This is a genomic window from Coprobacillus sp. AF33-1AC, from assembly GCF_003475785.1.
Classification (GTDB): domain Bacteria; phylum Bacillota_I; class Bacilli_A; order Erysipelotrichales; family Coprobacillaceae; genus Faecalibacillus.
Map to the genome: position 1 here is coordinate 1 of NZ_QRQB01000039.1, position 13,258 is coordinate 13,258.

The window sequence follows — 13,258 nt, forward strand, 5'->3', positions numbered from 1 at the left end:
TACTATTTTTGTTTAAAACTAAAATATCAGATTATTTTAAATACTCATTAAAAGGAAGATTTCAAAAATCTTCCTTTTTTATTGATTTAAATATTCACTAATACCACTGGCTATTCCTTGAGCTAATTTTTCTTGATAACTATCACTACTCAATAACTGATCTTCTGTTGGATTAGATAAAAATCCCATTTCAATAATCGTTACTGGAACCTGAGCCCAGTTTAATCCTGTCATTGTATCAGTAATAGAAACCCCTCTACTATGAGATCCTGCAGCCTTACAAGTTTGATTTAAAATAGCTCTTGCTAGTTTTTGTGATTCTAAAGATATAGCTGAACAATAAGCGTTATTTTGTGATGGTGCCATTGTCATTGTTCCTGTAGGTGCAGAAGAAGCGCTACTATCACAATGTAAACGCACAAAAGCCGCAGCATGGGCATTATTTGCGATTTGAGCTCTTTGTGCATTGGAAATATTTACATCTTGTGATGTACGACACATAATGACTTGATATCCATTTTGTTGTAATATTCTTTGTAATTTAAGAGCAACTTGTAAATTAATTTGTGATTCTAAACTATGAGTAGCAACACCTGTTGCTCCAGTTGTTACTTTAGCTTTATAAATTGATGAACCCGGTCCATTAGGTTCTTTTTCATTATTGCCTCTAGCTTGATGCCCTGCATCAATACAAATAACTTTATTATTACCATTTTTAACATAAGTTGTTTGTCCTTGGACTTTTGGTGTTTCAACTTTTTCTGGTTCAACTTTAATTTGGATATCTTTTTCACTTTGATTGCCACTTTGATCTTTAGCTACTGCTTTTAAAGTATAAGTTCCTGCTTGTTTATAATTAATGTTCTCTTTTTGATATTCAATTGTAACTGGTGATAAATCAGTTGCACTTATATTTTTATTAAAGTCATAATTTTCTTGATTGAAGGGAATCGTTACTTCATTGGTATCATTAAATTGTGGTGCTGTCGTATCTTTAACCTCAACCACCTTTGTTTTCTTTTGTTTATGATATTGAACTGTAACTTTGTATTGACCAATAGCAGGATACTCTTTGTTATCTTCATTTTTTATATTTGACTTAATTTGCGTATTCTTTTTTAATTCTTTAATATCATCTTTATCAAGATTCTTTGTAATAACAAGATCTTTAAAAGTTGGTGTATAAGTTTGTCCATATTCTATGACTTGACTCTTTTTATGTATACGTAATACCAGTTCTTTAGGTTGTTGCATCGCATAAATGCCACCACCAATAATAATGAGACATAAAATAACTGCCCCAATAATAATCTTCTTCTTTTTCATATTTTCACCTCATAGTTTGATTATACATAAAAAGAAGAGGATAAACTATGCTTTATCCTCAATAATTTGATCAATTGTCTCTTTAATTGTCTGTTTTAATGTTTTGCATGAATGATTAAATTTCTCTTGATCATTTTTATTTAAATCCAATTTTATAATCTCTTTAACACCACTTCGATTAACGACAGCAGGAACACCAATATAGATATCTTCATCTGTATACTGTCCATCTTGGTGAGCAGATACTGTTAAGATAGCATTTTCATCATTTAATATTGCTTGTAATAAACGATTAAGTGAAAGCCCTATTCCATAATATGTGGCTTTCTTTCGTTCAATAATCTTATAGGCTGCATCTCTTACTTCTTGATGAATATGCTCTAATTCTGTATGTTCAATTCCTTTACGATCTAAATAATCATATAATTTCAAACATCCCACATAAGCATTATCCCAAGATACAAATGATGAATCACCATGCTCTCCTAAAACATAAGCATGAATATTACTTGATGTAATATTTAAATATTCACACATTTTATGTCTTAATCTAGCTGTGTCTAAAATCGTTCCAGAGCCAATGACACGATTTGCAGGAAGACCTGATACTTTCTTAACAACATAACTCATTAAATCAACTGGGTTACTAGCTACAACAATGATTCCATTAAATCCTGAAGACATCACTTGTTTTGTAATATTTTTTATAATTTTAGCGTTTATTCCCGCAAGTTCTAAACGTGTTTGTCCCGGTTTTTGAGCAGCCCCAGCAGTAATCACAACGATATCTGCATCACGACATTCATGATAGTTACCTGCAATGACTTTCATGTGAGTTTTAGCATAAGGTAAACCGTCACTAATATCCATCGCTTCCCCTTGTGCTTTTTCTTCATTAACATCTATTAAAACGAGTTCATCTATACCACCAGTATTCATAATGGAATAAGCCATAGACATCCCTACAAATCCTGTTCCAATTAATACTACTTTTCTTTTTTCATCAAACATATCAATCACTCTCCTTTATCTATTGACATCATAACGTGCATTTATATGTTTGACAAATGATATGCACTTTATTAAAAAAATCGAAACATTTGTTTCGATTTGACATATTTGTTTATATTTCCTGGGAAATAATTATAGTATAAAGGTAAGTAAATATCCAATCACAAGTGCCACGATATAAGATAATAATAAGATTCTTATTGTATCTTGACGATCTTCATTATAAGTTATTAAAGCTAATGTTCCTACACCTGCTGAAGTTGATAACCCTGTTATCAACGCTCCAAAAGTAAGACCACCTGAAACATATAATTGAGTTAAAACAACAGACCCTGCACAGTTAGGAATAAAGCCTACTATTCCTGAAGCTAAAGGCTGTAGATATTTATTTGTTTCTAAAAAAGCAGTAAGTGTATCTTGTCCGACATAATCAATAAGTAATGATAAAGCTATATTAGTAAGTAAAATAAAGGCAAATATCTTTAATGCATGTTTTATTGCTGGTACAAAGATACCATTTTGACATCCACAATCACAATCAGCTACCTGTATATATTCATAATCATCATCATTTTTATGATTATGTTTGTCAACTAATAAACCAGCAATCGCCCCAACAGCAATTTTAACAATAATCAATAAAATCATGGTTTTCCATAATTCTGGATGAATCGCTAAAATTGATAAAGCTTCATCACTTGTCGCTATAAAGACTGATAGTAAGGTACCGGCTGTAATAATGTTCATTGTATAAAAACGAGCAGCAAGGACAGAAAAACCACATTGTGGAATACAGCCTACAATGGCTCCTACGATTGGTCCAAGTTTTCCATGTTCCATCACTTTATTAGCAACATTTCGACTTGTTAAATATTCTATGAATAAACATGCCAAAAGTAAAAAAGGCAATGTTATTAATGATTCTTTTGTTGGTTCTAATAATATATCCATTTCATCATTCCTTTCTATTGCCCCATTATAGCATAATCTAAAAATAATGCTAAAGAAAAGATAACTTTATTTAAATTAAAATGGAAGGTTTCCCTTCCATTTTATTACATATTTTTAACGTGTATACGTGTAATTGCTCTTTTTAAAGCAATTTCTGCACGCATAGAGTCAATATCATTAGATGTTTGTTTTAATCTTTCTTCTGCTCTTTTTTTAGCTTGTTGAGCACGATCTAAATCAATTTCTTCTTGTGATTCAATTGCATTAGCAATAATTGTTGTTTCTGTATCATTAACATAAACAAATCCTCCTGCTATTGCAAATGTTTCATGACTTCCATCTTTGACATAATCCATTGCTGATATTTCGATACCACTTGCAAGGGGCATATGATGAGCCAATATTCCTATTTGTCCAGCAGTTGTTCTAAGATTAACCTGATCTACTTCCACTTCTTTATAAATACCTTGTGGTGTTACAATTTTTAAATTAAATTTAGTCATTTGTTAATGTCTTAGCCTTTTCTACTGCTTCTTGAATTGTACCCACATTATGGAAAGCTTGTTCTGGTAATTCATCCCATTTACCTTCTAAGATTTCTTTAAATCCTTGAATTGTATCTTCAACACGGACATATTTTCCATCTAATCCAGTAAATTGACTAGCTACACTAAATGGTTGTGATAAGAAATTACGAACACGACGTGCACGCGCAACAATTAATTTGTCTTCTTCACCTAATTCATCCATACCTAGAATGGCAATGATATCTTGTAATTCTTGGTAACGTTGTAAGATTTGTTGAACCCCATGAGCTACTTCATAGTGATCTTTACCTACTACTAATGGATCTAAGGCTCTAGATGATGAATTTAATGGATCTACTGCAGGATAAATTCCAAGAGCAGCAATAGAACGATCCAATACGATTTTAGCATCTAAGTGAGCAAATGTTGTTGCTGGAGCAGGGTCAGTTAAGTCATCAGCTGGTACATATACAGCTTGTACTGATGTAATTGATCCTTTTTTAGTTGATGTAATACGTTCTTGTAATGCACCCATTTCAGTTGCAAGAGTTGGTTGATATCCAGCTTGAGAAGGGACACGTCCTAATAAGGCAGATACTTCTGATCCTGCTTGAGTGAAACGGAAGATATTATCAATGAATAATAATACATCTTGTCCTTGTTCATCACGGAATTGTTCAGCCATTGTTAAACCAGTTAAAGCAACACGTAAACGTGCTCCAGGTGGTTCATTCATTTGACCAAAAACTAATGAAGTTTTTTCTAATACTCCACTTTCTTTCATTTCATAGTATAAATCGTTTCCTTCACGGCTACGTTCACCAACTCCAGCGAAAACTGATAAACCACCATGTTCAGTAGCGATATTGTTGATAAATTCTTGAATTAATACTGTTTTACCTACTCCGGCACCACCGAATAATCCAATTTTACCACCTTTAATAAATGGACAGATTAAGTCTACAACTTTAATCCCTGTTTCAAAAATTTCTGTTTCTGTTCTTTGTTCAGCATAAGTAGGTGCTTCCCTATGAATAGGTTTTGTTTCTACATCTGAACTTAATGGTCCTTTACCATCAATAGGTTGTCCTAAAACATTAAACATACGTCCTAATGTTTGATTTCCTACTGGAACTGTAATTGGGCTTCCTGTATCGATTGCATCCATCCCTCTAACAATACCATCTGTTGCCCCCATGGCAACACAACGAACTACGTCGTCTCCGATATGTTGAGCAACTTCAACAACTAATTCTTCACCATGATTATCAATCTTGATGGCAGTATTTAATGATGGTAAATGTTCATCATTAAATTGAATATCGATAACAGGTCCACGCGCACTAATAATTTTACCAATATTAGCCATATGGCACCTCCTTCTTATTGTGCATTTGCGCCAGCAACAATTTCACTAACTTCATTAGTAATTGCTGTTTGACGCGCTTGATTGTATTTAAGTAATAATGTTTCAGTTAAGTCTTCAGCATTATCTGTAGCATTTTCCATAGATGTTCTTCTTGAAGCATTTTCACTGGTTACACTTTCAACAAGATATCCATAAATAACTGCTTGTAGATACATTGGAATTAAACTATCTAAAACTACTTCTGGACTTGGTTCAAAAATAGTATATTTATTTGTAATATGAATATTTTTAAATTCATTAGTATCTACTGGAAGTAAAGTTACAATTCTTGGTGTAAATGTTAAGTTGTTTACAAATTCAGTATAAACAATTTTAATTTCTTTCACTTCTTTATTCTTATATTTATTTGTTAACTCTGTAACCAGTTTAGTTACATCTTTAAAGTCTAAAGTCGTATTTAAATCACTAAATTTATGATCTGTTACACCATGATGATGTTTTAAGAAATGAGATGTTCCTTTACTACCAATAGTATAAACATAATCTCCATCCTTAATTTCATCTTTTACAGCTTTAAATAAGTTAACATTGTAACCTCCACATAGTCCTAAACTAGATGTAATAACAATATAAATATTAACACCATCTTTGTTTTTTAATAAATAAGGACTATCTGTCATGGTACTATTTGAAGCAAGAATTTCAGCACATGTTTCTCTTACTTTTTGATAGTAAGGTTTTAATTCATCTAACTGATTTCTTGTTTTACGAAGTTTAGATGTTGCAACTAATTCCATTGCTTTTGTTATTTTTTTAGTTGATTCAACTGATTTAATGCGGCGCTTAATTTCTTGCATTGATCCTGACATAATTCATTACCCCGCTGCTTGCGTTTTTTCAAATTGTTCAACGTATGCGCCAATGACGTCTTTCATTTTCTTAGATAATTCATCAGAAATTGCTTTTTGTTCATTGATTTCATCAATGATATCATGATGGTTAATTGATACATGTTCAATTAATCCATCCATAAATGCTGTTACTTGTTCTACTTGTAATGGTTTTGTAAAACCATATTTTAAAGCAAATAAAGTAATCACTTGTGTTGAAACTTCACGTGGTGAGTATTGTGCTTGTTTTAATACTTCACGTACTTTAGCACCATGATCTAATGTTGCTTTTGTTGCTTCATCTAAGTCACTACCAAATTGAGCAAAGGCTTGCATTTCTTCATATTGTGCTAATTCAAGTTTTAATGAACTTGATACTTGTTTCATGGCTTTAATTTGTGCTGATGAACCTACACGTGATACTGATAATCCTGTATCTACCGCTGGTCTAAATCCAGAGTTGAATAATTCTTGTTGTAAGAAAATTTGTCCATCAGTAATAGAAATAACATTTGTTGGAATGTATGCTGAAATATCACCAGCTTGTGTTTCAATGATTGGTAAGGCAGTAATTGATCCTCCCCCATTTTCTTCATTTAAACGACAAGCACGTTCAAGTAATCTTGAATGTAAGTAGAATACATCTCCTGGATAAGCTTCACGTCCTGGTGGTCTTTTAAGTAATAAAGACACTGTACGATAAGCTACGGCATGTTTAGATAAATCATCATAAACAATTAAGACATCTTTACCTTGTTCAAGCCATTCTTCAGCAATAGCACAACCTGCATAAGGTGCAATATATTGTACTGGTGCTAATTCTGACGCTCCGGCAGATACAACACATGTATAATCCATTGCGCCACCTTTTCTTAATTTTTCAACAACTTGTGCTACAGTTGAATTCTTTTGTCCAATTGCAACATAAACACAATAAATATTTTGATCTTTTTGATTTAAAATTGTATCAATAGCGATAGCTGTTTTACCTGTTTGACGGTCTCCGATAATTAACTCACGTTGACCTCTACCAATTGGAATAATAGCGTCAATTGATGTAATACCAGTTTGTAAAGGTTGATCAACTTTCTTTCTTGTCATAACCCCACTTGCTACACGTTCAATTGGTCTTGTTTTTGTTGTTTTAATTTGCCCTTTTCCATCGATGGCTTGTCCTAATGGGTTAACAACCCTACCTAACAAAGCATCTCCTACAGGCACTTCAATAATCTTTCCAGTACGTTTAACTTCGTTTCCTTCTTTAATCGTACTTTCAGATCCAAGTAGTACGGCTCCTACGCTATCTTCATCTAAGTTCATGACCATTCCATAAACTTCGTTTGGGAATAATAATAATTCACCAAGCATTGCGTTATCTAATCCATGAATTAAACATACACCATCACCAACAGTCATAACTGTTCCGACATCTTTTTGTTCAATCATGTCATCATAGTGTTTAATTTGTTCTTTAATTAAAGCACTAATTTCATCTGGTCTAAGCCCCACTATTTTCACCTACTTTCTTAATAATTCTTTTTTAAGAACTTCTACTTTATTCTTAATTGAACCATCGTAAATACGATTGTTCACTTCGACTTTAACCCCTCCTACTAAGGATGGATCAAGACGTACTTTTAAAGTCACTTTTTTATTTTCTTTTTTACTCATCACTTGTTCTATTTCTTGAACTTCTTTAGTAGATAATTGATAAGGACTATAAATAATTCCTTCTTCAATACCTAAATGACGATGACTAAGAGTAATAAAAGCTTTGACTATTTCGCCAATATAACGAATTCTTCTTTTTTTAACTAATAGTTTTAAAAAGTTTAAAACATATTCATTAATGTTTCCTTTAAAAGATTCATCAATTAACTGACATTTTACATCATCTTTAATTAATACATGACTAAAGAATTGAACAAATTGAGGATCACTTTCTAATACTTCATCAACAAGCTTCATATCATTTAAATAATCATCTAGCTTGTTTTCTTCTAGTGCTAAATCAAATAATGATTCTGCATATCTTTGTGAAATGACGTTCATTAGTTCACCACTTCATCAACAAAGTTTTCAACAAGTTCTTTATTGATTGATTCATTCATTTCTTTGTTCATTACTTTAGTTGCAACTTCTAAAGCAACATCCACAATTTCTTCTTTCATATCTTGGCGTGCTTGAAGTTTTTCTGATTCGATTTCACGACGTGCTTGTTCAATTTTATTTTGTGCTTCTTTTTGAGCTTCATCAACAATTTGTTGTTTTGCTCTTTGACCATCTTCTTTAGCTTGATCTAAAATTGAACGATATTGCATGGCTGCATCACGTGCTTGCTTTTCAGCTTCAGTTAAATGCTTACTTGCTTTTTCATTCATTTCTTTTGCATCATTGATTGTTGATTCAATATAATCCGCTCTTTTAGCAAAATAATTTTGCACTGGCACCCATAAAAATTTCTTGAAAATAATTAATAAGACACCAGTAGATAATAATTGAACAATCAAAGTTGTTACATTAGGGAATAATTTTCCGGCAATATCTGGCATTTATATTCCTCCTTTTCTAGATAGTCAATTATTAATATACAAATAATAAGATTAATGAAACTAATAAACCATAGATGGCAACAGTTTCTGATAAGGCAATACCTAAGATCATCATTGTACGGATTTTACCTTCAGCTTCTGGATTTCTTCCTACAGCTTCTACTGCTTTACTAGCGGCAATCCCTTCACCGATCCCTGTTCCTAAACCTGCACATACAGCAAGACCTGCTGCGATTGCGATTAATCCTTTTACCATAATTTTTTCCTCCTATAAATAGTTTTCATTTTCATTTATATCTAAACTAGCATTCTAGGTTAGAACTTATTCTTCATCTGGATTTTCCATCATAATCAAGATAGATGATAATGTGACAAATACCAGTGTTTGAACACACCCTGCAAAGATATCAAAGTAACAATGTAATACAGGGGCAATAATTGGTCCTAAAAAGTTAAAGTTGATGACATAACTTGATAGGTATCCTGTAAATTGGTAAACCAAATACATTAAGATAGATCCACTTAAAATATTACCAAATAAACGCATTGATAATGAAATAAGTGGTGATAAGATACTTAATAAATTTGTTGGTGGCCAAACGGCACCCCAAATATAATTTAAAAATCCTTGTTTTTTAATTGCGTTAAACTGAATTAAACAGAATGTAATGATTGTCATAGCTAAGGTAATAGAATAGTTTGAAGTTGGTGCTTCAAAGCCTATTAAACCACTAATATTTGAAATAACTAAATACGCAAATAACATTGCAAAATAAGGATAATAGTTTTTTTCAAACTTTTTAGGCATAATTCCTTTTAAATAGTCATAAATCATTTTCACACCTGTTTCAACAACTAAAACTACTCCTTTAGGTTTAGCTGTAGGATCAGCTGCGGCGACTTTACGTCCTGCATAAATAAAGAAGATTGCAAGACATGTCATAATAATAAGTGAAAAGATTAATTCAACTTGAATTGAATCTAAGAAGTTACTCATTCTCTTTCACCTCCTTAGTTAAATAACCCATAATATTTATCGTTATTTTTATTACCATATATCCAAAGAAAACACCGATAATACTTAAGATGTCTTTAAAGAATATGGCTAATAAAAATCCTAATGCATACAATAATAATTTAATAATCGACATGATAACAATCATGCTTATAGAATGTCCTATATTCAATATTAAATCAGATGTTTTAATGATGATATTAAAAATAATAACATTGATGACATATCCTAAAGCAAACCCTAAAGGATAAGCGATACTCTTTAATATCACACCTATTAAACTAAATATAATCAAACCTATAATAAAAACTTTAATCGATTGTTTTAACACATCTCTTTCGTTCATTTTTTACCTACTTTAAATAATATTTTCATAACATGAATAAAAGCAAAAATCAAAAGTATGATAATCCAAACTGGCTTTGTGTGGAAATACCGATCTAATTGTATTCCCACTATCACAGCAATCATAAAACTGCCAATAACCTCACTTGCCAGTGTTAAACCATAAATTAAATCTTTAATTAATTGTTTATCCATTAATCAGTGCCAAATAAACGATCTCCGGCATCTCCAAGTCCTGGTACAATATAACCATTTTCATTTAATTTTTCATCTAATGCCGCTAACATGATATCGACATCAGGATGTTCTTTTTGGATGGCCGCTACCCCTTCAGGTGCTCCTACTAAACAAACTAATCTAATATTTTTAGCTCCTCTTTGTTTAATATTTTCAATAGCCATATTTGCACTTCCACCTGTTGCTAGCATTGGATCAACAACAATAACAACTGAATCTTCAATTCCTTTTGGGAATTTGGCATAGTATTCACGTGGAATAAGTGTTTCTTCATCTCTTTCCATTCCAATATGACCAATTTTGGCTGTTGGAATAATATCTCTAAAACCATCTACTAAACCAATTCCGGCTCTTAAAATAGGAACAAGAATAATTTGTTTATCCATTTCTTTTCCTATCATTTTACAAATTGGTGTTTCAATTTCTTTATCTTTTAGTGGAATGTTTCTTGTTACTTCAAATGCCATTAACTTAGCAATTTCATCTAAGTTTTGTTTAAATATATAAGTTGATGTATTTTTATCACGCATAATTGTAAGTTTATGTTTAATAAGCGCATGATCTAATATTGTTAAAGACATAATGACCTCCTAGATATATTGAATATCTTTATACATTGTAACTTTATCTGTTAATGCTTTTACACGTTTTAAGCATTCTTCTTTAATTTCGTCAGTTTCTTCATTTTTTAAACGATAAGCAATAATTCTTCCTACTTCTTCAAAGTCTTCTTCTTTGAATCCTTTTGTTGTCATTGCTGGTGTACCTACACGTAAACCAGAAGCTTTGAATGGTTTTTCTGTATCAAAAGGAATAGCATTTTTATTAGCTGTAATATTGATTTCATCTAATAAACGTTGTGCTTTTTTACCAGAAATGCCACAACTTGCTTTAACATCAATAAGAATTAAATGGTTATCAGTTCCGTCAGCAACTAATCTGAATCCTTCTTCTTTTAATGTTTTTTCTAATGCTTTTGCATTTTTAATAATTTGGCTTGCATATTCTTTAAATTCAGGTTGCATTACTTCATAGAAACATTGTGCTTTAGCAGCGATAATATGCATTAATGGACCACCTTGCATACCTGGGAATACTGCACGATCAATATCAGCAGCAAATTCTTTTTTACACATAATAACACCACCACGTGGTCCTCTTAATGTTTTATGTGTAGTTGTTGTCACGATATCAGCGTGTGGAAATGGTGATGGATGTAATCCAGCAGCAACAAGTCCAGCAATATGTGCCATATCTACCATGAATAATGCACCATTATCATGAGCAACTTTTGCCATAAATTCAAAATCAATTGTTCTACTATAAGCACTTGCTCCAGCAACAACTAATTTTGGTTTAATTTCTTCGACTTTCTTTTTATATTCGTCGTAATCAATCATTTCAGTTTCTTTATTTACACCATAACTATAGAATTCATAGTTAATTCCTGAAAAGTTTAATGGATGACCATGAGTTAAATGTCCTCCATCAGCTAGAGACATTCCTAATACTTTGTCTCCATGATTTAATAAGGCAAGATAAACAGCTGTATTTGCTTGAGCACCACTATGTGGTTGCACATTTGCATGTTCAGCTCCATAAATTTTACATAATCTAGTACGAGCTAATTCTTCTACTTCGTCTACAAATTGACATCCACCATAATATCTTTTAGCTGGATATCCTTCTGCGTATTTATTTGTAAGTACGCTTCCAGCTAATTCTAAGATTTCTGGAGAAACAAAGTTCTCAGAAGCAATTAACTCAATATTTGATCTTTGTCTATTTAATTCTTTTTCTACACTTTTAAATAATTCTACGTCTTTCATTTGACTATTCCCCCTCATAAGCCATCATTTTTTTAATTCTTTGATCATGTCTTCCACCTTCATATTCGGTTTCTAACCATGCATGTAATATTTCTAAAGCTAATCCTTCACCGATAACACGTTGACCCATAGCTAACATATTTGTATCGTTATGTGCACGTGTTGCTTTTGCACTGAAAACATCGTGACATAAAGCACAACGGATACCATCTACTTTATTTGCTGTAATGCTTACACCAATTCCAGTACCACAAACAACAACACCTTTATCACATTTTCCAGAAGCTACCGCTTTAGCAGCAGGTCCTGCATAATCTGGATAATCACAGCTATCATCGCTGTAAGTACCAAAATCTTCGACATCATATCCATGTTCTTCTAAATCAGCTTTTAAAACATTTTTTAAACGTAATCCACCATGATCACATGCGATTGCAATCTTCATAGTACACCTCCTCAATGTCTTGTTTTGAAATATGACCCTTACGTAATACTTGAACTTCTTGATCTAACTTTACTACTGTACTTGGAATTTCATTACCACAATCACCCTTAACGATTATTTTGATTTTCCCCTTAAATACAGAATAAACATCTTGGTGATTTAATAAATCTGAATGTCCAGATATGTTTGCGCTTGTAACAAACATCGGTCCTACCCGTTTTAATAATTCTAAAACGAAAGGATCATCAGGAATTCTTATTCCAATTGTTTTTAATCCTGACGTAAAGACGTCATCTATAACTTCTTTCTTTTTTAAAATGAGAGTAATTCCACCAGGCATAAAATGCTGGATGACATTATTGATTTGATCATCAACAAAAGCATATTTTTCAATGTCCTTGATATCATGAACCATTAATGTTACAGCTTTATGACTATCACGATGTTTTAGTTGGTAAATTTTATTTAATGCATTTAAATCATTAAATTTTACTCCTAAACCAAAAACGGTTTCAGTAGGAAAAGCGACAACATCACCAGCTAAAAGAACTGGTACGATTGTATCTATATCATCTTTTCCGACTAAAACCGTGTTCATCAAATCACCTCATTTGCACCAATTATACTATAAAATTTACAAAAAATATATATAATTTGATGTTTTTAGAGATTAGTTACTTTTGTTTGAAATATTCTAAATTTGTTGTAAAAAACATAAAAAAAGAACTGGCAGTTCGCTATTGTTGCACCGTAGCACTATC

Annotated in this window: 17 protein-coding genes; all 17 read right to left on the bottom strand. The window is 31.9% G+C overall.

Features of this window, described 5'->3' with window-relative positions:
• Positions 1–78 precede the first annotated feature (78 nt).
• Positions 79–1,326, bottom strand: coding sequence for an N-acetylmuramoyl-L-alanine amidase (locus DWZ53_RS10640; RefSeq protein WP_233541888.1), 1,248 nt, complete (start codon positions 1,324–1,326; stop codon positions 79–81).
• Positions 1,327–1,371: 45 nt separating this feature from the next.
• Complete coding sequence (locus DWZ53_RS10645; RefSeq protein WP_118434149.1) at positions 1,372–2,337, bottom strand: L-lactate dehydrogenase; 966 nt, start codon at positions 2,335–2,337, stop codon at positions 1,372–1,374.
• Between the two features lie 132 nt (positions 2,338–2,469).
• Entirely contained in the window at positions 2,470–3,288 is an 819-nt protein-coding gene (locus tag DWZ53_RS10650) for a putative manganese transporter (RefSeq protein ID WP_118434150.1), read from the bottom strand.
• Positions 3,289–3,392: 104 nt separating this feature from the next.
• Positions 3,393–3,791 carry a F0F1 ATP synthase subunit epsilon gene (locus DWZ53_RS10655; protein WP_118434151.1) on the bottom strand — a complete coding sequence of 133 codons (399 nt, stop codon included), beginning with the start codon at positions 3,789–3,791 and terminating at the stop codon, positions 3,393–3,395.
• A complete protein-coding gene (gene atpD / locus DWZ53_RS10660) occupies positions 3,784–5,184 on the bottom strand; it encodes a F0F1 ATP synthase subunit beta (protein ID WP_118434152.1) in 1,401 nt (466 codons plus the stop codon). Before atpD ends, DWZ53_RS10655 begins: the two co-directional genes overlap by 8 nt.
• 14 nt (positions 5,185–5,198) lie before the next feature.
• On the bottom strand, positions 5,199–6,053 hold the full coding sequence (gene atpG / locus DWZ53_RS10665; protein ID WP_118434153.1) for an ATP synthase F1 subunit gamma: 855 nt from the start codon (positions 6,051–6,053) through the stop codon (positions 5,199–5,201).
• A gap of 6 nt (positions 6,054–6,059) precedes the next feature.
• The gene (gene atpA / locus DWZ53_RS10670) at positions 6,060–7,583 is read right to left on the bottom strand and encodes a F0F1 ATP synthase subunit alpha (RefSeq protein ID WP_118434154.1); all 1,524 of its coding nucleotides are present in this window, start codon (positions 7,581–7,583) and stop codon (positions 6,060–6,062) included.
• 9 nt (positions 7,584–7,592) lie between these two features.
• Entirely contained in the window at positions 7,593–8,126 is a 534-nt protein-coding gene (locus DWZ53_RS10675) for a F0F1 ATP synthase subunit delta (RefSeq protein WP_118434155.1), read from the bottom strand.
• Positions 8,126–8,626 (bottom strand): F0F1 ATP synthase subunit B, encoded by a 501-nt coding sequence (gene atpF, locus DWZ53_RS10680; RefSeq protein ID WP_118434156.1) that lies wholly within the window; start codon positions 8,624–8,626, stop codon positions 8,126–8,128. The genes DWZ53_RS10675 and atpF overlap by 1 nt, the downstream gene beginning before the upstream one ends.
• A gap of 31 nt (positions 8,627–8,657) precedes the next feature.
• Positions 8,658–8,882 (bottom strand): ATP synthase F0 subunit C, encoded by a 225-nt coding sequence (gene atpE / locus DWZ53_RS10685; protein WP_022001942.1) that lies wholly within the window; start codon positions 8,880–8,882, stop codon positions 8,658–8,660.
• A gap of 66 nt (positions 8,883–8,948) precedes the next feature.
• Positions 8,949–9,623: a F0F1 ATP synthase subunit A gene (locus tag DWZ53_RS10690; RefSeq protein WP_118434157.1), complete on the bottom strand. Its 675-nt coding sequence runs from the start codon at positions 9,621–9,623 to the stop codon at positions 8,949–8,951.
• Positions 9,616–9,987: a hypothetical protein gene (locus DWZ53_RS10695; protein WP_118434158.1), complete on the bottom strand. Its 372-nt coding sequence runs from the start codon at positions 9,985–9,987 to the stop codon at positions 9,616–9,618. The genes DWZ53_RS10690 and DWZ53_RS10695 overlap by 8 nt, the downstream gene beginning before the upstream one ends.
• The gene (locus DWZ53_RS10700) at positions 9,984–10,181 is read right to left on the bottom strand and encodes an AtpZ/AtpI family protein (protein ID WP_118434159.1); all 198 of its coding nucleotides are present in this window, start codon (positions 10,179–10,181) and stop codon (positions 9,984–9,986) included. The genes DWZ53_RS10695 and DWZ53_RS10700 overlap by 4 nt, the downstream gene beginning before the upstream one ends.
• Positions 10,181–10,804 carry a uracil phosphoribosyltransferase gene (upp, locus tag DWZ53_RS10705; protein WP_118434160.1) on the bottom strand — a complete coding sequence of 208 codons (624 nt, stop codon included), beginning with the start codon at positions 10,802–10,804 and terminating at the stop codon, positions 10,181–10,183. The genes DWZ53_RS10700 and upp overlap by 1 nt, the downstream gene beginning before the upstream one ends.
• A 9-nt stretch (positions 10,805–10,813) precedes the next feature.
• Positions 10,814–12,052, bottom strand: coding sequence for a serine hydroxymethyltransferase (gene glyA, locus DWZ53_RS10710; RefSeq protein ID WP_118434161.1), 1,239 nt, complete (start codon positions 12,050–12,052; stop codon positions 10,814–10,816).
• A gap of 4 nt (positions 12,053–12,056) precedes the next feature.
• On the bottom strand, positions 12,057–12,497 hold the full coding sequence (gene rpiB / locus DWZ53_RS10715; protein WP_118434162.1) for a ribose 5-phosphate isomerase B: 441 nt from the start codon (positions 12,495–12,497) through the stop codon (positions 12,057–12,059).
• Positions 12,475–13,095: an L-threonylcarbamoyladenylate synthase gene (locus DWZ53_RS10720; RefSeq protein ID WP_118434163.1), complete on the bottom strand. Its 621-nt coding sequence runs from the start codon at positions 13,093–13,095 to the stop codon at positions 12,475–12,477. The genes rpiB and DWZ53_RS10720 overlap by 23 nt, the downstream gene beginning before the upstream one ends.
• Between the last annotated feature and the right edge of the window lie 163 nt (positions 13,096–13,258).